Source organism: Bacillus cereus group sp. BfR-BA-01355 (genome assembly GCF_022663675.1).
GTDB lineage: Bacteria > Bacillota > Bacilli > Bacillales > Bacillaceae_G > Bacillus_A > Bacillus_A thuringiensis_S.
Window position 1 is genome coordinate 1 of the sequence record NZ_JAKUFY010000062.1, and the last position, 22,524, is coordinate 22,524.

Sequence of the window (22,524 nt, forward strand, 5' to 3'; positions counted from 1 at the left end):
CAACTTGTTCTCGAACAGTTTGAATGTAATTCATTTTATGATCCCAACATTCTTGGCTTAAATCGACAGGATACTCTTCGGGATTTAAAGTTCGCATGTATTCTTCCCAAAATAGAGCGAGACTCTGTTCATTATATTGTTGAATATCTAATATACTTGGTAGTTCATATGTTCTTTCACCGTTAACGAAAATGTCTTTATGGAGTTCACGGGCTTCAAAGTTTGTTACGAATTTACTTATATATGTGTGAACTGGATGGAACATTTTTAAGCGCTCTTCTTTTCCAGGTTCTTCAGAATCTAACGCAATATAATCGCCTTCTGCATGATCGTTAACCCGATTGATAATACGATAAATTCGTTTCAGTCCTGGAGTGGTAATTTTTTCAGGATTAGATGAAATTTTAATCGTATCATTTAATTTTCCGTCAGTATCTTCAATCGCAACTAGTTTGTAAACAGCCCCTAATGCAGGTTGCTCAAAGGACGTAATTAATTTTGTCCCAACACCCCATACGTCAATTTTTGCCCCTTGAGATTTAAGGTGCATAATTGTGTATTCATCTAAATCGCTAGAAGCGATAATTTTTGTATTTGTAAACCCTGATTCATCTAGTAGTTTTCGTGCCTTTTTCGATAAATAAGCCATATCACCACTATCAAGACGTATACCATAGAAATCAATACGATCCCCAAATTCTTTTGCAACACGAATTGCATTTGGAACACCAGATTTCAATGTGTCATATGTATCAACGAGAAAGACGCACTTCTTATGAGTTTCAGCGTATTTCTTAAACGCGACGTATTCATCGCGATATGCTTGAACGAAAGAGTGAGCGTGTGTGCCAGCTACAGGGATCCCAAAGCGTTTCCCAGCACGAACATTGCTTGTAGAGGAGAAACCACCAATAAAGGCAGCACGCGTCCCCCAAAGGGCAGCGTCGAACTCGTGGGCACGTCTTGTGCCGAACTCTAAAAGCTCATCATTATTTGCAGCATGTTTCATACGGGCTGCTTTTGTTGCAATTAATGTTTGGTAATTCACAATATTTAAGAGAGCGGTTTCAATAATTTGTGCTTCACCCAGTGGTGCATCAACGCGTAATAAAGGCTCGTTATTAAATACAACTTCACCTTCTTGCATACTACGAATCGTCCCAGTGAATTTCATATTTTGTAAATAATGAAGGAATTCTTCTTCAAATTGTAATTCTGCTAAATAAGCGATATCGCTTTCAGTAAAGCTGAAATTTTCTATGTACTCTACAATTTTCTCAAGGCCAGCAAAAACAGCGTAGCCGTTCTCAAATGGAAGCTTTCGAAAGTATAAATCAAACACGGAACGGCGATTATGAATACCATCTTTCCAATATGTATAAGCCATGTTGATTTGATATAGGTCTGTATGTAAGGCATAACTATCGTCTTTATAATGAGTCATCGCGAGAACACCTCCATAATTTGGTTATAGTATACCAATTTTTCACCATTCGTAGCAAAGAAGAGATATTGAAGTGAAGTCAAGAGAGAAAAAAATGAAATTATGCATATTTTTTAGAAAATTTATATTTATCAATTTATATTTCTCCAAATTTTATGTATTATTAGAGTAATGGGGTAATGAGAATGGAGGAGGACAATGCAACAAACATTAGAAAAAATAGGCAAACAAGTCTTTTACAAACGGCTTCAGCAAAAAATGACACAAGAAGAATTATGTCAGGGCATTTGTTCTGTCTCATACTTAAGTAAGATTGAAAATGGAAAGATCGAAGCATCAGAAGAAATTCTACAATTGCTCTGCACAAGACTGGAAATTGCCGTGACGGATTTGAGAGATGTAGAAGAAGATGTGAAGGGGAAGCTGGATGAATGGTTGAATGCACTAGTTCATTTGGACAAGCAACAAGTAGAACGTATATATGAAGAGTTGCAAGGTGAAATGAAGCATGTGTTGGATTTTGAAATTATAAATTATTATAAACTGCTGTATACACGTTATTTAATTATGAAAAGGGATTTTCCTGCACTCGAAGAAGAATTAGATAAGTTGAAGAAGGTATATAAAAAATATTCTCCATTTCAGAAGTTATTATATATGTATAGTAGAGGGTTATTGTGCTGTTTACAGTATAGATGGAAGGATGGGCTAGATTACTTATTAAAAACAGAAGTAATGGCCAAGGAACAAGGGTATCATGAAACAGGCTTGTATTATAATATAGCGCTTGCATATACTCATTTAGATATTCATCATCTTGCGATTCATTTTGTAAATATGGCATTAGAAGGATTTCGTAGTGAATATAAGTTTAGAAACATAATTAATTGCCAAATCCTTATTGCGGTAAGTTATACAGAAAAAGGTCAGTATGAAGAAGCTTTAAAAATGTATGAAAGTATATTGAGAGAGGCCACATCTTTTGCTGATAAGGATGTACTATTAGCTATTACTTTAAGTAATATGGGAAGTATCTATTATAAAAAAGGAAAATATCAGCAAGCGAAAAAATATTATTTAGATAGTCTACAACTTCAAAAACAAATAGATTTAAACTATTTAGATACAATATATGAAATGGCATTAGTATGCATTAAATTAGAAGAGTTGGATGAGGCAAGGGCATTAATTGATAAGGGAATTGATGCAGCAAAACAAGAAGAGAGATTTAATGCAAAATTATACTTGCTTTTAATGCTTAGATATAAATATTTTGAAGAAGCAAAAGATTATAAATTATTTTTGGAAAATGAGGCTATCCCGTTGTATAAATCTGCAGGAAATAAAATAGAATTAAAGAAAGTATACGTTGAACTAGCAGAACATTTTTCAAATTTATCCAGATTTGAAGAAAGTAATCGATATTATAGGTTAGTTATTGATTTGATGAATGATAATAAGGAGGAATAAAAATGAAAAAGATGGTATTTGGAGTATTAGCATTTATAGTGACTCTTACAGTTGCTGGAGGAATACATCAGTATAGCAGTAAACCTGATATTGTTGGTCAACAAGCTAAAACTGTTGAACAAGTTAATTCATAATAATCCCCCTTTCCAACCGGAAAGGGGTTTTTCAATATTTGTTCCTCAAAATTCTACAAAACTTGAGAAAATAATTATTTGAATTTTTAGTATATTAATAGTGGAAACATAATGCTAATATGAAACTACTCTTTTTCAAAAAAATTTTTATTAGGGGGAAGGTTCATGAAAAAGAAAAGTTTAGCGTTAGTGTTAGCGACAGGAATGGCAGTTACAACGTTTGGAGGGACAGGCTCTGCATTTGCGGATTCTAAAAATGTACTCTCTACGAAGAAGTACAATGAGACAGTACAGTCACCTGAGTTTATTTCTGGTGATTTAACTGGAGCGACTGGTAAGAAAGCAGAATCTGTTGTGTTTGATTACTTAAACGCAGCAAAAGGTGATTACAAGCTAGGGGAAAAGAGTGCGCAAGATTCTTTCAAAGTGAAACAAGTGAAGAAAGATGCTGTAACTGATTCAACAGTAGTACGTATGCAACAAGTTTACGAAGGAGTACCTGTATGGGGTTCTACTCAAGTAGCTCACGTAAGTAAAGACGGTTCTTTAAAAGTATTGTCTGGAACAGTTGCACCTGATTTAGACAAGAAGGAAAAGTTGAAAAATAAAAATAAGATTGAAGGCGCAAAAGCGATTGAAATCGCGCAGCAAGACTTAGGGGTAACACCGAAATATGAGGTAGAACCAAAAGCGGACTTATATGTATATCAAAATGGTGAAGAAACAACATATGCATACGTTGTAAATCTAAACTTCTTAGATCCTAGTCCAGGAAACTACTACTATTTCATTGAAGCAGACAGCGGTAAAGTATTAAATAAATATAATAAATTGGATCATGTAGCAAATGAAGATAAGTCACCAGTTAAGCAAGAGGCTCCTAAACAGGATGCGAAAGCAGTAGTAAAACCTGTAACAGGAACAAATAAAGTAGGAACTGGTAAAGGTGTATTAGGAGATACGAAATCACTTAATACAACATTATCTGGTTCATCTTACTACTTACAAGATAATACGCGCGGAGCAACGATTTTCACATACGATGCGAAAAACCGCTCAACATTACCAGGAACATTATGGGCAGATGCAGATAATGTTTTCAATGCAGCGTATGATGCAGCGGCAGTAGATGCTCATTACTATGCAGGTAGAACATATGATTATTATAAAGCTACATTTAACAGAAACTCTATTAATGATGCAGGAGCACCATTAAAATCAACAGTTCATTACGGAAGTAAGTATAATAATGCATTCTGGAACGGTTCACAAATGGTATACGGGGATGGTGATGGTGTAACATTCACTTCATTATCTGGTGGAATTGACGTAATTGGTCACGAATTAACGCATGCTGTTACGGAAAATAGCTCGGACTTAATTTATCAAAATGAATCAGGGGCGTTAAATGAAGCGATTTCTGATATCTTTGGTACTTTAGTAGAATTCTATGATAACCGTAACCCAGATTGGGAGATTGGTGAAGATATTTACACGCCTGGTAAAGCAGGAGACGCGCTTCGCTCTATGAGTGATCCAGCGAAATATGGTGACCCAGACCACTATTCTAAGCGTTACACAGGTTCAAGTGATAACGGTGGCGTTCATACAAACAGTGGTATTATTAACAAACAAGCTTATTTATTAGCAAATGGTGGTACGCATTCTGGTGTAACTGTAACTGGTATTGGTAAAGATAAATTAGGTGCGATTTACTACCGTGCAAATACACAGTATTTCACGCAATCTACTACATTTAGTCAAGCTCGTGCTGGTGCAGTACAAGCTGCTGCGGATTTATATGGTGCTAGCTCTGCAGAAGTAAATGCAGTGAAGCAATCATTTAGTGCTGTTGGTGTAAATTAAGGATTTAAGGGACAGATATTAATAAAATACTTCAAAAATAAAGAAGGAGCATAGGCTCCTTCTTTATTTTTTTCTCCATTTTTTCCACAAATAAAACAATCCAATAGCGCCTGCGATTGTTACAATCCACTTCGCTTCATTTGTTCCGTTCATAACATGATATGCCGAATATACTTCAATCAATAAGGCCGGTATTTTACCTATTGTACTGGCAATACTGAAGGAGAGTAATGACATTTTCCCTAGAGCTGCAAATAAAGTCACGATACTTGATGGGATGAAAGGTATCAATCGAAACGATAGAACGAGTAGAAAGGCCTCTATACCTTCTACATAAAGAAGACGCTCTACCTTTGGGTACTTATTTACTTTATCGTGAGTGAACTTTTGAAGGCCTATGCGATAAATATAAAACGAGATAATAGCCCCTAAGGCCTCACCTGCGATCGAAATGATTGTGCCATTTGTTACACCGAAGAGCTGTATATTAATGGCGGTTAAAAAGATGCTAGGAATAACACCTAAAAGACTAATGATGATGTTAATTAAGATACTAAGTGGAATTGCGATTGAATAGTATTCTGTTAAGAAATTTTGAATCGTTTCAGCCATTGTTTAAAATCCTTTATCTTTTTTTGCATTACACCATATTTCGTTTGTATAGGCAAGGGTAAATTTACATAATGTAGAAAAACGTTGATAAGAAGGGGTCTTTATACCTTATATGGGTATTAGGTATATAAAAATGGGGGTATTTTAAAAGAATTTAAAAAACACTATAAAAACCTTTGTATAAAAGAGTTTTATAGTTATGTTATCAGTGTTTTCATCTGGGAAATAATCATAAAATATAGGGGGTATATATTATAAAAAGTCGAAAAATAGAGGGTTGATGAAATTGCGCGGGTAAATATGGAAAAATAGATGAAAAAAATGAAAACTGATAGATTTTTTCGTTGTGAAATTGACTTTTAGTGAAGTTGCGATAATAATCATGAAAGAGGTGATATGATGAAACGAATAAGTAGTCTTTTCTTGAGTGGTTTATTGGCACTAATGCTGATCTTAAGTGGATGTGCAGGAAAAGAACAAAAAACAGAGAAACAAACAGGGAATCAATCGACATCAGTAGAAAAAATTAGTGATAATATTTTAGATGAAATGGAAGGGCCACCTAAAAATGGTCATACGATTGAAAGACATGTAGGCAAATCAGAAGAAGATTTGAAGAATCGCTTGAAGACAGATAAAGTATCAGCAGCAAGTACATACTATGACAAGGAAACAGCAACGAAAGCTGTAAAAGATAGTTTGAAGCAGCATGATAAGGAAATTCAAGACTGGTTAAAAAATTCTAAAGAGGCTCGTCTCGTATTAAATACAACACATTCATTCCCGGTTGGAAAAACGGTAATAAAGAAAAATATGAGTGTAAAAGACAAGTTGGTAAAAACTGTTACTGTTTTAGCAAGAGATAAGTCAGGAGAATTAGGGTTTAAGATTATTACTTCTTATCCATCTGATAAATAAGAAGGGGGAGTACATTATGTATACGACATTACAATACTTTCTTAAATCGTACTGTACGTTAAGTATTCATGAGGATGAAATAGTAAGCGTGATGGAAGAGTTTATTGAACAAGAAGACGAAGAAATTGTTTTGAAATTACGTGATGAATTAATAAATATGAAGAAAAAGAACGCGTGGGAAGAGGCGTGTGTATTAGCTGCGAAGCAAGGCAATCGTATGTGGTCTTTAGAAGAAACGAAAGACCATCTTGAAACTTTTTTACTATTACTGCAAAAGAAAAAGGCGTGATATAATCACGCCTTTTTCTTTATGCTATTCGGTGGATATTAGCTATTCTTTTGGAGCGCTTTTATATACGCTTTTTGAAATTTGTCCATTTGATATTACTTCCCCGTTTTGTGTTACTTTTTTATACGTAACCGCTGTGATTTTATCACTAGTCCTACTAATTACTTGAGAAGAAACTTCAACATTTTTACCAGTATTTGTACCGAAAATGCGTGTAGTAATACTACCTCCATTTGAAAATGCTTGAATATAAATATGATTGCCCGTATTATTTTTAAATTTTAAATCTGGACCATAATCTGCTACTGCTGCATCTTGCCCAAGTGGTAAATAATTTACCGGCATAGAATGATTGCTTCGAGAAACAATGCCTAAATCTGCCCTTAAAGCTGCGCTGTATAATGTACTACTGACTTGGCAAACTCCTCCGCCTGCACTTTGTATTACTTTACCTTGTGAATATACTGCTGCAGATTTGTAACCATGTGCAGCATCAGTTACGCCAACGCGGCCGTTAAAACTAAACGTTTCATCAGGTGCGACAATAACCCCACTTAAAGTATTGGCTGACTTATTTACGTTAAATGATTGATTTCCGTTACGGCCGGCCATTGGAGTAGAATATTCAGCGATGACTTCTTTAATCCCCATTTTCTGTATGTCTTCTGTAGAGCGTTCTGGTTTTATGAATGTGACTGGCAATGTGACATCTGATTTACCGGTAGTAATAGCTTCGTTTGTTAAACCGTTTAGTTTCCCTTTATCAATTTTTTCTCCGTTTTGGCTTTGACTAACATTTACTGTTGAGCCTTCAATACTGAATTCTGCATTAATAGGATTTTTTAATGTTTCATTATATTTATCTTTTATAAAGGTTTCATAAGCTGTTGCATTTAATTGTGGTGTTAATTTATAGTCACGTTTTAATTCACCGTTTTCAGCTTGCTTACGCATTTTGTAACGATTCATTACGTTTCCTTCTTGTTCTTTAAAGATTTTGTCAATAATATCTTTCTCTTTATAATTTATCCCTAAATATTTCCATGTGTAAGTTTGTTTATCGTTTTGGAATATGTAGGTAAGGGATTTTTGATCTAATTCAGTTACCTTTTGATTAATAATTGCTTGAATATCTTTCTTATTTTTTCCATCGAGAGAAATACCTTCAAATGTAGTATTCGGTAATGCAGTAGTATCTAATTGATTATTTAATTTGGAGACATATTGATATCCCCCAACACCGCCTACACAAAGTAATATGCCCCCAGCAATTGCAGAACCGATCAGTATTTTACTTAGCTTCATTTATTTCCCCCCAGAAATTTATGTATAAATATATGTATTACATTTTTTGTATAAAAATGATGAAAATAACATTATGTACGTACTAGTATACTATTATTTTCACTGTGTGTGTAATGTTTTCATAAAAAATGTTACACCGCTGTAATAATTGTCACTTCTTGTCACAATGTGTATGAAAAATATGTTGAAAAATATAATAAAAAGGCTGTCTAGAGAAATCTAGCAGCCTTTTTATTATAATTTTTTATGCTCATTTTTATTCGTAACACCGAGATGTTCTTGTAGTTTTGTCGAAATATTATTGACGCTTTTTTCATTTGGAACGTAATAATAAATACCGCCTATATATTTATCTGTACCTTCTACTTGCATTTTTTCCATCTTTAAATTTGAATCCATTGAATTTTTTGTAATTGTCATCATATCATCAAAAGTTAAATTGGTTTTTAAGTCTTTATCGACAGCGTCTAGTAGGCCTCCGATTTTATTAATGGAATTAAGAGATAGTGCCTTTTCAGCAATGGCCTCTAATACAAGCTGTTGGCGTTGACCACGCATATAATCACTATCGATATGACGAGTTCTAGCCAGTGCCAGTGCCTCTTCTCCATTTAAATGTTGACGTCCTTTTTTTAGATGAATTGCATCTGCTTCATCTTTACTATTTTGCTCTGTGAACTCAACTGGAACGTCTACAGTAATACCACCAAGGGAATCAACAATTTTAATAAATGATTTAAAGTTGAATTTTACATAGTAGTCAACTGGAACATCTAAAAAGTTCTCTACCGTATCAATTGTGCTGTCTACACCACCGAATACGTGCGCATGTGTGATTTTATCGTATTTATCACGTGATTTAATGTAGACGCGTGAGTCACGTGGAATGCTTACAAGTTTAACGGATTTATCGTTTTTATTAATTGTTGCAAGTAATAACGCATCTGTTCGAGTTGCTTTTCCATAACCTTTTTCCCTAATATCACTTTCATCAACACCCATAATTAGTACAGAAATGTTGTCGGTCATAGGTTTAACAGCTTTTTCACGTTTACTGGACTTATCTCCTCGACCTAGTTCAGCATAAGCATTATTTAAGACGGACTTTGCTTTACTGTATATATGGAAGGAGTAGCTTCCTGCTCCAAGTGCTACAATTAGTAATGGAATAAGAAGGAACCAAAGTAGGCGTTTTTTCTTTGAGCGTCCTTTTCTGGCTCGCGTATTGTTGTTCGGGTCGGATTTCATCATTTTTTCTCCTTTAAAACTATCGAAGTATATACATTTAGAAGTGTATTCAAACACATAAAAAATATTTTACGCTAAATAAAAGCGATTGTACATGTATAAAAAATAGATGTCTTGATTATTTATCCCGCATTAACGGGCAGTAAAACTCCCACCTCAAAGTCCAGCGAACGCAAGGAAGTTAGGTGGGAGTTAACTGCCCGTAAAAGCCCGATTGGTGAAGGCTAATACTCAGAAGGGGATAGCCCCTCTGAGTAAAGTTTCACTTTATAAGACATCTATTCGTTATTGTATACAAAAGATAGGGATAAGAAAATGATAAAATTTTACCTAATTACAACATAATGCTTACGATAATTGCGGATAAAATGCTAACGAGAGTAGCTCCATATAGTAATTTAAGGCCAAACCTCGCAACAACGTTTCCTTGTTCTTCGTTTAGTCCTTTTACCGCACCTGAAATAATACCAATGGAAGAAAAATTGGCAAAAGACACAAGGAAAACAGAAATAATCCCAACTGTACGGGGAGAAAGGCTATTAGAAATTTTACTAAGGTCCATCATTGCGACAAATTCATTCGTTACAAGCTTCGTTGCCATAATGCTGCCAGCTGCGACAATTTCAGAACTTGGTACACCGATAAGGAATGCGATAGGCGCAAATACATAGCCGATTAATTGTTGGAACGTAATACCGAATATAATGAGGAACAGGTCATTAATACAACTAATTAATGCGACAAATCCGATGAGCATAGCGCCGACAACAATGGCTACACGAAAACCATCAAGAATGTATTCTCCAAGCATTTCAAAAAAGCTTTGTTTTTCACCTTTGATTTCTAAAATATCTTCGTCATCTTTAACGTCGTAAGGGTTAATGATGAGTACGATAATAAAACCGCTAAATAAATTGAGAACGAGTGCAGTTACTACATATTTAGGTTCAATCATTGTCATATAGGCACCTACGATAGACATAGATACGGTTGACATAGCAGAGGCACAAAGTGTATAGAGACGGTGTTTTGGAATTTGAGCTAATTGCTTTTTCACTGTAATAAAAACTTCTGATTGACCGACAATGGCAGAGGCAATAGCATTGTAAGATTCTAATTTCCCAAGACCATTTATTTTACTAAGAAAGTACCCGATCCAATGAATAAAAAATGGTAGTATTTTGAAATGTTGTAATATACCAATTAAAACAGAAATAAAGACGATTGGTAATAATACAGTAAGGAAAAATGGCATTTCACCTTTATTTGCAATACCACCAAATACGAAATTTATTCCATCAGCAGCATACTCGAGTAGCTTTGTAAACAGACTGGAAATGACACGAATAAGTATGAGACCGATTTCTGTATTTAATAATAGGTAGGTTAAAATTAACTGTATAATAAGCATGATGAAAATTGGTTTAAACTTAATATGTTTCTTATTGTTGCTAGCAATATAAGCGAGTAAGAAAACAACAATTAGTCCGACGAAAAAAGTAATGAATTTCATGATAAGCCCCCTAAAAGAGATATTCTGCTATATATGTTTTTCATTTCAAGGGAGAATATGCATCTTTGGTAAAGAAAGGAATAGAGAGAGTATGAATATATGTAGAGTGCATCACGTTGCAATTATTTGTTCGAATTATGAGAGGTCAAAGAATTTTTATACTAGAATATTAGGGTTTAAAGAGATAAATGAAGTATATAGAAAGGAACGAGATTCTTATAAATTAGATTTATGTGTAGGAGAAGAGTATCAAATCGAATTATTTTCATTTCCAAATCCGCCTGAGCGCAAAAGTTTTCCAGAAGCAGCCGGTCTTAGACATTTAGCATTTGCTGTTACAAATATAGAAGAAGCTGTGAAGCATTTAAACCAATGTGGTGTTAAGACAGAACCAATCCGTATTGATGAAATAACGGGGAAGAAATTCGTCTTTTTCCAAGACCCTGATGGTTTACCTTTAGAATTGTATGAGGTTTGAAAATTGGTGGATTTTATATAGAGTTGCTTTCCAATAATTGAAGAAACTAAAGTGAAACTTCTTTTTAAAAGGAGGTGTAACTTTAGCTAAGAGAGCTAAAGAGCATATGTGGATATTTTAAAATTATTGATGGTAGTCATTCTTATTGGGTTAACAGCATTTTTTGTGGCTGTTGAATTTGCAATTATTAAGGTACGTAGCAGTCGTATTGATCAACTCGTTAGTGAAAAAAGACGAGGTGCACTGGCAGCTAAAAAGGTAACTTCAAATTTAGACGAGTATTTATCGGCCTGTCAGCTAGGTATTACAATTACTGCTTTAGGGCTCGGGTGGTTAGGGGAACCAACTATTAAACATTTACTCGAGCCGTTGTTTTTAAAATTACAATTCTCACCTGCAATTTCCAGTACAGTTTCATTTATTATTGCCTTTGCAGTAATTACATTTTTACATGTTGTCATTGGGGAACTTGCTCCAAAGACATTTGCTATACAAAAAGCAGAACAAGTTAGCTTATTGTTATCGAAACCACTTATTTATTTTTACCGAGTTATGTACCCGTTTATTTGGGCTTTAAATGGTTCAGCGAGGGTTGTAACTGGTTTATTCGGATTACATCCAGCTTCTGAACATGAAGTAGCTCATTCAGAAGAAGAATTAAGGTTAATCTTATCTGAGAGCTATGAGAGCGGAGAGATTAACCAAAGGGAATTTAAATATGTAAATAATATTTTTGAATTTGATAATAGAGTAGCAAAAGAAATTATGGTACCTCGTACGGAAGTTGTAGGCTTATATGAGGACGAACCATTTGAAACACATATTAAAGTCATCGCACAAGAAAAGTACACGAGATATCCTGTATTTGGTGAAGATAAAGATGAAATTATTGGGATGGTAAATGTAAAAGATTTATTTATTCGTTATATGGATGGTAATCGGGACGAGGAGTGCTCAATTATGCCATATACAAGGCCAGTTATTGAAGTGCTAGAAAATATTCCAATTCATGATTTACTGTTACAAATGCAAAGAAAACACATTCCATTAGCTGTATTATATGATGAATATGGTGGTACAGCAGGGATTGTTACACTAGAAGATATTTTAGAAGAAATTGTTGGAGAAATTCGAGATGAATACGATGAAGATGAGAATCCACCTATAGAGCATGTAAGTGAAGGATATAAAATCGTAGAGGGAAAAGTGCTTATTAGTGAAGTAAATGATTTGCTTGGCATACATTTAATTGCTGATGATGTAGATACAATTGGTGGCTGGATTATGGTACAAAAACAAATCGTTGCTGAAGGAGATGTTATTGAGAAACACGGTTTTTATTTTAAAGTCCTTGAAAAGGATATGCATCAAATTAAACGAGTGGAAATAAGGAAAGTAGAAGAATGATTTTCTATAAACTTTAATAAAAAGGATATACAGAAAAATAAATGTTTGCGCTTTCAAAAAAGGTGCTATATAGTGAAGGTGGATACTGAAAAATTCTTCTGAATGATACTCGTGTTTTTAGAGGGCGGATTTTTTGGATAAGGATTTAGAATGAAAAAGTATAGGTGATAAAAATGATAGCAACGAAGGATATACGTATAGAAAAAGATTTTTTAGGTGAAAAAGAAGTACCAAGTGCAGCTTATTATGGTGTACAAACATTACGTGCCGTAGAAAACTTCCCAATTACAGGATACCGCATTCATCCATCACTCATTACAGCAATGGCAATTGTGAAAAAAGCAGCGGCACTTGCGAATATAGATACTGGTTACTTAGCTAAAGACATTGGACATGAAATTGCAGAAGCAGCGCAAGAAATTGTTGATGGAAAGTTTCATGATCAATTTATCGTGGATCCTATTCAAGGCGGAGCCGGAACTTCTATTAATATGAATACAAATGAAGTAATTGCGAATAGAGCGTTAGAGCGTATGGGATATGAAAAAGGGGAATATGCGAAAATTAGCCCAAACACTCATGTGAACATGGCCCAATCAACGAACGATGCGTTTCCAACAGGGATTCATATTGCAACTCTTATGATGTTAGAAGAGCTTCTTATTACAATGGAAGAACTTCATTCTGCTTTTCGTAAAAAAGCAAAAGAGTTTGATCACGTTATTAAAATGGGACGCACACATTTACAAGATGCAGTTCCAATTCGCCTTGGACAAGAATTTGAAGCGTATAGCCGAGTGCTTGAGCGTGATATAAAAAGAATTAAACAGTCTCGTCAACATTTATATGAAGTGAATATGGGGGCGACAGCTGTTGGTACAGGATTAAATGCAAATCCTACGTATATTGAACAAGTGGTAAAACATTTAAGAACGTTTAGTGGATTCCCACTTGTTGGTGCAGAGCATTTAGTTGATGCAACGCAAAATACAGATGCATACACAGAAGTATCTGCAGCGCTTAAAGTATGTATGATGAACATGTCTAAAATTGCAAACGATCTTCGTATTATGGCGTCTGGTCCACGTGTTGGGTTAGCTGAAATTCAATTGCCAGCACGTCAGCCAGGTTCATCCATTATGCCAGGAAAAGTAAATCCAGTTATGGCAGAAGTAATTAACCAAGTCGCATTCCAAGTAATCGGAAACGATCATACAATTTGCTTAGCATCAGAAGCAGGACAATTAGAGTTAAACGTAATGGAGCCTGTGCTTGTATTTAGTTTAATTCAATCTATAAGTATTATGAATAATGGATTCCGTGTATTCCGTGAATATTGTATTGAAGGAATTACAGCAAATGAAGAATTGCTGAAGCAATATGTTGAGAAAAGTGTTGGAATTATTACAGCAGTTAATCCTCATATTGGTTATGAAGCAGCATCTCGTATTGCACGTGAAGCAATTGAAACAGGAAAATCTGTTAGGGAGTTATGTTTAGAACATGGTGTACTGACAGAAGAAGAATTGGATATTATTTTAGATCCATTCGAAATGACACATCCTGAAATTGCTGGAGCTTCTTTATTAAAAAATAAAAAAATATAATGTGAAAAACACCGATCCATTTGGATCGGTGTTTTATTTTTAAAAGATATTAAACACAGCGTTTAATTGAAGTAAGCTAATAACAGCTAAGAAGATTAAACTGTATTTCATTGCTGTTTTAAATAGAGCAGATTCTTTACCAACTAGTCCAACTGCGGCACAAGCAACTGCTACAGATTGTGGTGAAACCATTTTTGCCATTGTACCACCTACCACGTTTAAGGCAACGAGTGTAGAAGGAACGATGTTTAATTGGTCTGCTGTTACTGCTTGCAGTGGTGCGAATAAAGAACCACTTGAAACTACTGAACCTGTAATGAATACGCCAATCCATCCTAAGATTGGAGAAAGAATTGGGAATGCATTACCAGTAGATGAGAATGCAAGTCCAAGTGTAGATGACATACCAGAGTAGTTCTCTACGTAAGCTAAAGCGATAACGCTACAAATTGTATATACTGGAGCTTTTAATTCTTTCATTGTTTCAATCATTAATTCTTTAACCATTTTACCTTTTACGCGGTAAACGATAAGTGAAACGATAATTGCTAGTACAATCGCAGTAGTTGTAGAAGAAAATACATCAAATTTGAAAACAGCTGCGAAAGGTGTATCAGCTTTTGTAATTGGTGTAGTTTTCATAACAGCATTATGAAGACCAGGGAACTGAATGTTAAATACTAAGTTTGCTAACGCACCATCTGGAGCAAATAAAGCTTTAATTGGTTTTAAATTAAAGATTGTTACAAATGCAGTTAAGAATACGAATGGAGACCAAGCATATAAAATTTGATTGAATGTATGTGATACTTTAGTTTCTTGTTTTTCTTCTTTAGTAGAAGATTTTGGTTGCCAAACACGTAAGAATAATGCAAGAGCAATCATACTTACAACGGCTGCGAAAATATTAGTAAGTTCTGCACCTAAGAAGTAAGTTACAGCGAATTGAGTAATAGCGAAAGAAACACCACTTACAAGAATACCTTGCCAAGTTTCTTTAATACCTTTAACTCCATCGACCATTGAAACAAGTAAGAAAGGTAAGATAATACTAATGAAAGGTAAAATAAGAACAGTTTGACGACCAATAGTTAATGCGTCAAGTTCAGTTAATTGTGCCGGTACTGTAACTGGAATACCCATAGCACCCATAGCACCACCAGCAATATTAGCTACTAAACAAATACCTGCTGCTTTTAATGGATTAAAGCCCATACCCACAAGTAGTGCAGCTGTAATAGCAACTGGAACCCCTAGACCAGCTGCGCCTTCTAAGAAAGCACCGAAAGAATAAGCAATTAATAATACTTGTAAACGTTGATCATTTGTAATGCTTGAAATACTATCGCGAATAATATTGAACTGCTCTGTTTTAACAGTTAATTTGTAAAGGAAAATTGCGGCGATAACGATAGTACAAATTGGATAAAATCCAGATAAAACACCGAATCCAGCAGATGCTACAGCTACTGTTGCTGGCATTTTATAAACAAATATTGCAAGAATAATAGCGACAATCACACTGTAAAGACCAGCGATATAACTTTTCATTTTCAGTCCCATTAAACAAATGATGAAGCAGAAAATTGGAAGTGCTGCGATTAGTGCAGATAACCAAATATTGTTTAATGGATCATAAATTTGTGTCCAAGTACTCATAATAATGACAACTCCTATCTATTATATGTGAAGAAATTCACATTATTTGTGAAACTATTCACAATCAACTTACATGCTTAGTATATTCTCCTTCAACACTATTGTCAACGTAAAAAAGTATAATTATTCCATAATAGTGTTAAAAGAAAAGCTTTGTTCATAAAGTAGACAAAAAACACACTCAAATGAATTTAAGTGTGCTGTATAAATTATTTGCATATTATTTTGCTTATTCAGATGGCATGTTCCCTATAGGTGTATATTAGATGCCGTCTCTTATCCCGCATTAACGGGCAGTAAGACCCACACCTCAAAATTCAGCGGAAGCAAAGAAGTTAGGTGGGGATCGGGCTGCCAGTAAACGCCCGGTTGGTGAGGGCTGATAATCAGTGGGGATGAACAAAAACCCTACTGATTAAAGTTTGATATATGCACTTATCTGTCCTGTTTGATTTAGTGAGAGAGGAACGGTGAGTGGATTTAATAGGAAGTTTTTCACAACAATTCAACCGCTTGCAATACGAATAAAAAATAAGAAACAAATTTTTAATACCATATCATCTCTTTTTACTGAAAATTCCTTTTAGCGTAACAAAGAGGTTAAGTATAGTTCAACTACATTACGATAGGTTATCAATTATAGACGATATTTTACAATACCGTTACTGTGCATTTCAATGAGGTGAAAATATAACAAAAAGCCTGATAAAACAACGTTTGTAAGCAAAGTATTCGTAGGCCATTATTTTGCTTTTTCGTTATATCATATAGTATAATATTCAAAATCAGCAAGGATTTTTTCCTGAATTTTTGCTGATGAAGATGGAAAAAATTTTCGGCTTTATAGGTTGATAAAGTTATGTCGTAACAGGAAATATAAGAACAGATATATAAATAAATAAAAAGAACATAAAAACGCAAATAAAAACGAAAATGAGGGGAACTTTATGAACCAAAATCAATTCGAATGTCGTATTTCAGAAGAAGATGTACAAATGTTAAGAGCGTTAGCTCACCCACTTCGTCTACGTCTAGTAATGGAACTTATGCAAAGAGGAACATGTAATGTAACACAACTACAGGAAGTATTAGAAATTCCGCAATCAACGGTTTCACAACATTTAACGAAGTTAAAGCAAAATAAAGTAGTGCGCTTTGAAAGACGAGGATTAGAAGTGTATTATCAAATCCATAATGATAAAGTAAGTGCGGTAGTAAAAACATTATTTTCTTAAAATTTGAATATTATGGAAAAAGACGTGTAGAATATACGTCTTTTTTTATTTGTCAGAAAGGTAGCGAGAGAGTAAATATTAGCATGTGAGGTAGAAATGACTATTAATCAATATGCTGCCTTACCGAATATATTCTAAAAGGAAAAGAAAAAATAGAAAGGAGTGTAGTAAGCAAAAGGAGGGATAGTAGTATGGATGTGAAACGTGTGAAACAAATCTTATCTTCTTCAAGTAGAATTGACGTTACATATGAGGGCGTACCAGTATGGATTGAGAGCTGTGATGAGCAGAAGGGGAGTGCTCAAGTGTATGATGTATCTAATCCTGGTGAGAGCGTTCATGTGGACGTGACAGCTTTAGAGGAGAAATAATAAAAAAGACGCTTCTAATTTTAGAAGCGTCTTTTTGTTATTCCATCATATGTGCAATTTTCTTAGAGAACATAAGAAGTACTAATCCCAGTACAATTACGATAATACCGATGCTTGCGAATACTTCTAAATATCCTAAAGATTGAGTGAAAGCGGCTAATTGTCCTGCTAATAAGTTTGCGAAGCCAGTACCAGCTAACCATACACCCATTAATAATGATGCTAGTTTAACAGGAGCGATTGCACTTACCATAGATAATCCGATTGGTGATAAGAATAACTCACCGATTGTGTGGAACATGTAAGTGAATACAATGAATAGTAAGTTTGCTTTCATTGTAATGTTACCTTCATCGCTACCAGTTTTTAAAACAGCTAAAGTTAGAACTAAATATCCAATCCCTAGTAAAATCATACCTAATGCCATTTTTGTTGGGATTTTCAAATCACCATTTTTTGTTTTTGAAAGCTTAATCCATAACGCAGAAACAGGTAATGCTAGTAAGATAATGAATAGTGGGTTTACAGATTGGAACCAAGGTGTTGGAATTGTAAATCCACCAATTGTACGATCTACGAACTTATCTGTGTAAAGTGTTAAAGAGCTACCAGCTTGTTCAAATCCTGCCCAGAAGAATACAACGAAACAAGTTAAAATTAAAATTGCAACAGTACGTTTTTTCTCTTGTGGTGTTAAAGGTTTTTTCTCAACAGCTTTTGCATTTTGTTCTTTAGATTTTTTACCCACAACTGTTGTTCCAGCTGATCCTAAGTAACGAGGTGCTAATAAGTTAAATGCAATTTGTCCAATAATCATACCGATACAAGCTGTTAAGAAACCGTATCTATAATCTGCGAAGTAACCGCAAATGAATGGAGCGATAAGAGCTCCTAAGTTAATCCCCATGTAGAAGATAGTGAAGGCACTATCACGACGAGAATCGTTGTCACTATATAATTGACCTAATAAAGTCGAAATATTCGGTTTGAAGAATCCGTTACCGATAACTAATAATCCTAATCCTAAAAATAGTCCAGTTTTCGTATTCATTGAAAATAGTACGAAGTTACCAATTGCCATGATGATACCACCAATAGTAATGGCATGTCGCTTCGTAATGAAATGGTCAGTTAACCAACCACCAATAATAGGTGTGAAATATACAAGCATTGTGAAAATACCGTAAATTTGAACTGCAACTGCTTTATCAAATCCTAAACCGCCGCTTACTAAGCTCGTTGTTAAATAAAGAACTAATAAGCCACGCATTCCGTAATAACTAAATCTTTCCCATGCCTCTGTAAAGAACAACAAGTATAACCCTGGTGGATGTTTTTTTGGTGATTGTTGCTCTCCAGCTTTGTCTAATTTTAAAGCTGCATCCATGTTTGTTTCCCCCTAATCCTGTATAACGGATATTTATGTAATCATTTTAATTTACAAAATATTTAGAAGTCAATAGAATTATATGGAAATAGAAAGAAAATTTCTGAAAAAGTTCTATTTTTCTTCGACCGTTACTGTATTTTGCCCTGAAAACAAGATGATAAGCGTTTTCAAATGTAATAATTGAATTCTAAAAGAAAATAAAATAGTGATTAATCAGAAAATTTAGATTAAAATATTTATTCTGATATAAAGAAAATATATTCTATTTACTTTCTCAATATAACATATTGGGAATAAAAATACAAAACGAAATAATGTGACATTTAAGTGAATTGAAAAATAACCAGCTCCATAGAAGGGAGCTGGTTAAGGAAATATTATTTAACAAAGCGTTTTTCGATGTCATCTAATAGTAGGTTAGCGGCCATTACGCCACCAGCTGTATTCCAAATAACGTCATCAACTTTGTATGCTTTACCATTTTTTACTGCATTTAAATTTTTAAATAGCGGATCATTAATATATTCTTTTTCTAATTCAGATCCTTTTTTCTCATTTCCTTTATCGAATGTGAAGTAGAATAATACGTCACCATCCATTGCAGAAATACGCTCTTTAGATACGTTACGCTCTGCAAAATCATCTTTGTTTTGATCTCCAGGACGTTTAAATCCAAGTTCTTTTAAAATAACACCAGAGAATGTATCACCATGATAAATACGAACATCACCAGGCATGAAACGAACCATAGAGATTTCTTGATTTACTTTATCGCCAAGTTTGCCTTTTAAATCTTTCATACGTGATTCGTAATCAGCTACAACTTTTTGACCTTCTTTTTCTTTATTTAATGCTTTTGCATAAAATTTGAAGTTATCTTTCCATTCACCACGTAATGTTTCTGAGAACACAGTAGGTGCAATTGCTTTTAGTTGTTCGTACACTTTTTCGTGACGCATTTTGTTACCGATAATTAAGTCTGGTTTTAAAGAAGCAATTGTTTCAACGTTAACTTGTCCTTCATCACCAACAACTTTTACATCTTTCATTTTATCCTTAATATGTGGATACCATGGGTCACCAGTCCAAGACTTTACAGCACCAACTGGTTTCACACCTAATTCAAGTAAAGCTTCAGTTCCTTCATTTGTTAAGATAACTACACGTTTTGGATTAGCAGGAACTTCTGTTTTACCCATTGCATGTTCTACAGTAACCACTTCTTTTTTATTATCTTCTTTTGTAGATTCTTCTTTGTTACTTGATTTTCCACAAGCGTTTAAAAGCATTGAAAATGCTAGTAAAAATACAAATACTGTAAACGATTTCTTCCGCATGAAATTCATTATGTACCCCCTACATGTTGAGAATATTTTTCAATAGCAAGCATGATATTAAGCCTTTATCTTTTAATTGTCAATATATATGGGTGAAAATAATTCTCATTTCCGTTGACAATAAGAATTAAGTTGAAATACACTAACAACGTATCATTATACATTGAAGGGGAAACGCTGCATGTTATTAAAAACAAATCGAGCAAAAGGGATTGGATTATTTGTTGGAATCATTGCAGTCGTTATTTGTATTTGGGGAAGTATTATTTTCGGATATACAAATACGAGTTGGAAACTAGCATTGGATGCTTTTTTCCATTTTAACGGTTCCAATGAACATATTATTATTCAAAATGTACGTCTGCCTAGGGCGTTAATTGCAGCTAGTGTTGGTGCTAGTTTAGCCATTGCTGGTTGTCTTATGCAAACTTTAACTAAGAATCCACTTGCTTCTCCAGATTTTATTGGATTAAATTCAGGTGCTGCGTTCTTCATAGTTGTAGCAATTGTAATCTTTTCAGTAACATCATTATCAGCTTTCACATGGATCGCCTTTTTAGGAGCGGCGGTTGCAGCTGTACTTGTATTTGCTTCTAGTTCTTTAGGAAAAGAAGGGACTACTCCTCTTAAGTTAACGTTAGCAGGGGTCGCAATTAGTGCGTTATTTTCATCATTAACACAAGGATTACTTGTGTTAAATGAAAAAGCACTTGAAGAGGTATTATTTTGGCTTGCTGGATCTGTGCAAGGGCGAAAGTTAGAAATTTTACAATCTGTATTCCCATATTTATTAATAGGATGGATTGCATCTCTTATTATGGCAGGAAAAGTAAATACATTGATGATGGGAGAAGACGTCGCGAAAGGACTTGGACAACGAACAATTTTAATGAAATCATTCGTGTTACTTATTATTGTACTGTTGTCTGGTGGTTCAGTTGCGGTTGCTGGCCCAATTGGATTTATTGGGATTATTACTCCGCATTTTGCTAGATTTCTTGTTGGAGTTGACCACAGATGGAGAGTGCCTTATAGCGGATTGTTAGGTGCAATACTACTAATATTGGCTGATATAGCAGCAAGATATGTCATTATGCCACAAGAAGTACCAGTAGGAGTTATGACAGCATTTATTGGAGCACCGTTCTTTATTTATATTGCACGTAAGAGAGGGCTTAGCAAATGAAGAAATATATTCCGTTTCGTATAGGAAAAGGCGAGCTCTCGTTTTTAATGTATAAACGAGCTTGTCTCGTCTTGTTAAGTTTACTACTTGTTTTAATAGGATTATTCTTTGCGAGCGCAGGTATGGGAGACATGAAAATTGCTCCTTATGACGTATGGCAAGCAATTACCGGAAATGGCGATGCGATGTCAAACATGGTTGTAAATAAGTTTCGTATGCCGCGTATTTTAATTGCTATCCTCGTAGGAATTGCGCTCGCGGTAGCGGGCTGTATTTTACAAGGGCTTGTTCGAAATCCACTTGCTTCTCCTGATATCATCGGGATTACGGGCGGGGCAAGTGTTGCAGTTGTATTATTTTTAGCGCTATTTAGTGATAAAAATAATGCACTAACGGTAAGTATTCATTATATGCCGCTCGCAGCTTTTGCAGGAGCAACGATTGTAGCGGTTTTTGTATACTTATTTGCATGGCAAAATGATGGATTATCACCAATTAGCCTCGTTTTAATTGGTGTTGGATTCTGGGCATTAACGAAGGCTGCGACAACATTATTTATGTTGCTAGCACCAATTTATCAAGCGAGCCAAGCAAATGTATGGATTACGGGTACCGTTTATGGCTCTTCTTGGCAAAATGTTATGGTACTTGCGCCTTGGGTTCTCATTTTAACAGTAATATCATTTATCGCAGCTAGGCATTTAAATGCACAAGAGCTAGGGGATGATATAGCGGTAGGACTTGGGGTTCCTTTAACGAAGTCGCGTGTATTTATGCTATTACTTAGTACAGCTTTAATTGGTGGTGCGGTAGCTTTTGCCGGAGGGATTGGATTTGTCGGTTTAATGGCACCTCATATTTCACGAAGATTGGTTGGTTCTTTATACGGTGCATTACTCCCAGTTGCAGCTATTGTCGGTGCAATTCTAGTACTTGCTGCAGATTTAATAGGGCGTACAATTTTCACGCCACTTGAAATTCCAGCAGGGGTATTTACATCAGCAATTGGTGCACCTTATTTTATTTATTTACTTTATAAAAGTCGGAATTCATAA

At 34.7% G+C, this 22,524-nt stretch carries 20 protein-coding genes; 12 read left to right on the forward strand and 8 right to left on the reverse strand.

The features are described 5' to 3' along the window. On the reverse strand, window positions 1-1,444 hold a 1,444-nt coding region (locus tag MR167_RS19445; protein ID WP_242315276.1), incomplete at its 3' end, for a nicotinate phosphoribosyltransferase. 198 nt (window positions 1,445-1,642) lie between these two features. Here MR167_RS19445 and MR167_RS19450 point away from each other — a divergent pair. From MR167_RS19450 to MR167_RS19460, 3 genes are all read left to right on the forward strand, one after another. After that, the gene (locus MR167_RS19450) at window positions 1,643-2,914 is read left to right on the forward strand and encodes a tetratricopeptide repeat protein (RefSeq protein WP_001187958.1); all 1,272 of its coding nucleotides are present in this window, start codon (window positions 1,643-1,645) and stop codon (window positions 2,912-2,914) included. Window positions 2,915-2,916: 2 nt separating this feature from the next. Beyond that, on the forward strand, window positions 2,917-3,048 hold the full coding sequence (gene nprX, locus MR167_RS19455) for a quorum-signaling peptide NprX (RefSeq protein ID WP_000738912.1): 132 nt from the start codon (window positions 2,917-2,919) through the stop codon (window positions 3,046-3,048). Between the two features lie 165 nt (window positions 3,049-3,213). Beyond that, window positions 3,214-4,914 (forward strand): M4 family metallopeptidase, encoded by a 1,701-nt coding sequence (locus tag MR167_RS19460; protein WP_000730377.1) that lies wholly within the window; start codon window positions 3,214-3,216, stop codon window positions 4,912-4,914. A gap of 63 nt (window positions 4,915-4,977) precedes the next feature. On the opposite strand, the gene MR167_RS19465 is transcribed toward MR167_RS19460, so the two are convergent. Continuing rightward, window positions 4,978-5,526: a TVP38/TMEM64 family protein gene (locus tag MR167_RS19465; protein WP_000852229.1), complete on the reverse strand. Its 549-nt coding sequence runs from the start codon at window positions 5,524-5,526 to the stop codon at window positions 4,978-4,980. Between the two features lie 399 nt (window positions 5,527-5,925). Here MR167_RS19465 and MR167_RS19470 point away from each other — a divergent pair, with 399 nt between their 5' ends. Both MR167_RS19470 and MR167_RS19475 read left to right on the forward strand, forming a co-directional pair. Further along, on the forward strand, window positions 5,926-6,444 hold the full coding sequence (locus tag MR167_RS19470) for an RNase A-like domain-containing lipoprotein (protein WP_000822706.1): 519 nt from the start codon (window positions 5,926-5,928) through the stop codon (window positions 6,442-6,444). Between the two features lie 16 nt (window positions 6,445-6,460). Continuing rightward, a complete protein-coding gene (locus MR167_RS19475; protein WP_000288803.1) occupies window positions 6,461-6,733 on the forward strand; it encodes a hypothetical protein in 273 nt (90 codons plus the stop codon). Between the two features lie 42 nt (window positions 6,734-6,775). On the opposite strand, the gene MR167_RS19480 is transcribed toward MR167_RS19475, so the two are convergent. The 3 genes from MR167_RS19480 to MR167_RS19490 all read right to left on the reverse strand — a co-directional run bounded on the left by MR167_RS19480 (window position 6,776) and on the right by MR167_RS19490 (window position 10,799). Beyond that, window positions 6,776-8,038 (reverse strand): VanW family protein, encoded by a 1,263-nt coding sequence (locus MR167_RS19480; protein WP_242315278.1) that lies wholly within the window; start codon window positions 8,036-8,038, stop codon window positions 6,776-6,778. A 234-nt stretch (window positions 8,039-8,272) separates the two neighbouring features. Further along, complete coding sequence (locus tag MR167_RS19485; RefSeq protein WP_242315279.1) at window positions 8,273-9,289, reverse strand: LCP family protein; 1,017 nt, start codon at window positions 9,287-9,289, stop codon at window positions 8,273-8,275. A 331-nt stretch (window positions 9,290-9,620) separates the two neighbouring features. Next, on the reverse strand, window positions 9,621-10,799 hold the full coding sequence (locus MR167_RS19490) for a NupC/NupG family nucleoside CNT transporter (protein WP_000668872.1): 1,179 nt from the start codon (window positions 10,797-10,799) through the stop codon (window positions 9,621-9,623). 91 nt (window positions 10,800-10,890) lie between these two features. On the opposite strand from MR167_RS19490, the gene gloA2 reads away from it, so the two are divergent. The 3 genes from gloA2 (at window position 10,891) to aspA (ending at window position 14,291) form a co-directional block, all read left to right on the forward strand. Then, the gene (gloA2, locus tag MR167_RS19495) at window positions 10,891-11,277 is read left to right on the forward strand and encodes an SMU1112c/YaeR family gloxylase I-like metalloprotein (RefSeq protein WP_001017673.1); all 387 of its coding nucleotides are present in this window, start codon (window positions 10,891-10,893) and stop codon (window positions 11,275-11,277) included. Between the two features lie 108 nt (window positions 11,278-11,385). Next, on the forward strand, window positions 11,386-12,684 hold the full coding sequence (locus MR167_RS19500; protein ID WP_000353320.1) for a hemolysin family protein: 1,299 nt from the start codon (window positions 11,386-11,388) through the stop codon (window positions 12,682-12,684). Window positions 12,685-12,857: 173 nt separating this feature from the next. Then, entirely contained in the window at window positions 12,858-14,291 is a 1,434-nt protein-coding gene (aspA, locus tag MR167_RS19505) for an aspartate ammonia-lyase (protein WP_242315281.1), read from the forward strand. 39 nt (window positions 14,292-14,330) lie between these two features. Here the strand turns inward: aspA and MR167_RS19510 are convergent, their stop codons facing one another. Further along, complete coding sequence (locus tag MR167_RS19510) at window positions 14,331-15,950, reverse strand: L-lactate permease (protein ID WP_000109120.1); 1,620 nt, start codon at window positions 15,948-15,950, stop codon at window positions 14,331-14,333. Between the two features lie 947 nt (window positions 15,951-16,897). Here MR167_RS19510 and MR167_RS19515 point away from each other — a divergent pair. Beyond that, window positions 16,898-17,185: an ArsR/SmtB family transcription factor gene (locus MR167_RS19515; protein ID WP_001075219.1), complete on the forward strand. Its 288-nt coding sequence runs from the start codon at window positions 16,898-16,900 to the stop codon at window positions 17,183-17,185. A gap of 191 nt (window positions 17,186-17,376) precedes the next feature. Further along, window positions 17,377-17,556 carry an acid-soluble spore protein H gene (locus MR167_RS19520; RefSeq protein ID WP_000382679.1) on the forward strand — a complete coding sequence of 60 codons (180 nt, stop codon included), beginning with the start codon at window positions 17,377-17,379 and terminating at the stop codon, window positions 17,554-17,556. Between the two features lie 37 nt (window positions 17,557-17,593). Here the strand turns inward: MR167_RS19520 and MR167_RS19525 are convergent, their stop codons facing one another. Then, the gene (locus MR167_RS19525; RefSeq protein ID WP_000338303.1) at window positions 17,594-18,943 is read right to left on the reverse strand and encodes a peptide MFS transporter; all 1,350 of its coding nucleotides are present in this window, start codon (window positions 18,941-18,943) and stop codon (window positions 17,594-17,596) included. Between the two features lie 380 nt (window positions 18,944-19,323). Next, window positions 19,324-20,292 carry an ABC transporter substrate-binding protein gene (locus MR167_RS19530; RefSeq protein WP_001010267.1) on the reverse strand — a complete coding sequence of 323 codons (969 nt, stop codon included), beginning with the start codon at window positions 20,290-20,292 and terminating at the stop codon, window positions 19,324-19,326. A gap of 172 nt (window positions 20,293-20,464) precedes the next feature. Here MR167_RS19530 and MR167_RS19535 point away from each other — a divergent pair, with 172 nt between their 5' ends. Then, window positions 20,465-21,469 carry a FecCD family ABC transporter permease gene (locus MR167_RS19535; RefSeq protein WP_000925213.1) on the forward strand — a complete coding sequence of 335 codons (1,005 nt, stop codon included), beginning with the start codon at window positions 20,465-20,467 and terminating at the stop codon, window positions 21,467-21,469. Next, complete coding sequence (locus MR167_RS19540; RefSeq protein ID WP_000760052.1) at window positions 21,466-22,524, forward strand: FecCD family ABC transporter permease; 1,059 nt, start codon at window positions 21,466-21,468, stop codon at window positions 22,522-22,524. The genes MR167_RS19535 and MR167_RS19540 overlap by 4 nt, the downstream gene beginning before the upstream one ends.

Coding starts and splice junctions, on each gene's coding strand:
- MR167_RS19450 (WP_001187958.1), top strand. CDS start 1,643: ATGCAACAAACATTAGAAAAAATAGGCAAACAAGTCTTTTACAAACGG.
- nprX (WP_000738912.1), top strand. CDS start 2,917: ATGAAAAAGATGGTATTTGGAGTATTAGCATTTATAGTGACTCTTACA.
- MR167_RS19460 (WP_000730377.1), top strand. CDS start 3,214: ATGAAAAAGAAAAGTTTAGCGTTAGTGTTAGCGACAGGAATGGCAGTT.
- MR167_RS19465 (WP_000852229.1), bottom strand. CDS start 5,526: ATGGCTGAAACGATTCAAAATTTCTTAACAGAATACTATTCAATCGCA.
- MR167_RS19470 (WP_000822706.1), top strand. CDS start 5,926: ATGAAACGAATAAGTAGTCTTTTCTTGAGTGGTTTATTGGCACTAATG.
- MR167_RS19475 (WP_000288803.1), top strand. CDS start 6,461: ATGTATACGACATTACAATACTTTCTTAAATCGTACTGTACGTTAAGT.
- MR167_RS19480 (WP_242315278.1), bottom strand. CDS start 8,038: ATGAAGCTAAGTAAAATACTGATCGGTTCTGCAATTGCTGGGGGCATA.
- MR167_RS19485 (WP_242315279.1), bottom strand. CDS start 9,289: ATGATGAAATCCGACCCGAACAACAATACGCGAGCCAGAAAAGGACGC.
- MR167_RS19490 (WP_000668872.1), bottom strand. CDS start 10,799: ATGAAATTCATTACTTTTTTCGTCGGACTAATTGTTGTTTTCTTACTC.
- gloA2 (WP_001017673.1), top strand. CDS start 10,891: ATGAATATATGTAGAGTGCATCACGTTGCAATTATTTGTTCGAATTAT.
- aspA (WP_242315281.1), top strand. CDS start 12,858: ATGATAGCAACGAAGGATATACGTATAGAAAAAGATTTTTTAGGTGAA.
- MR167_RS19510 (WP_000109120.1), bottom strand. CDS start 15,950: ATGAGTACTTGGACACAAATTTATGATCCATTAAACAATATTTGGTTA.
- MR167_RS19515 (WP_001075219.1), top strand. CDS start 16,898: ATGAACCAAAATCAATTCGAATGTCGTATTTCAGAAGAAGATGTACAA.
- MR167_RS19520 (WP_000382679.1), top strand. CDS start 17,377: ATGGATGTGAAACGTGTGAAACAAATCTTATCTTCTTCAAGTAGAATT.
- MR167_RS19525 (WP_000338303.1), bottom strand. CDS start 18,943: ATGGATGCAGCTTTAAAATTAGACAAAGCTGGAGAGCAACAATCACCA.
- MR167_RS19530 (WP_001010267.1), bottom strand. CDS start 20,292: ATGAATTTCATGCGGAAGAAATCGTTTACAGTATTTGTATTTTTACTA.
- MR167_RS19535 (WP_000925213.1), top strand. CDS start 20,465: ATGTTATTAAAAACAAATCGAGCAAAAGGGATTGGATTATTTGTTGGA.
- MR167_RS19540 (WP_000760052.1), top strand. CDS start 21,466: ATGAAGAAATATATTCCGTTTCGTATAGGAAAAGGCGAGCTCTCGTTT.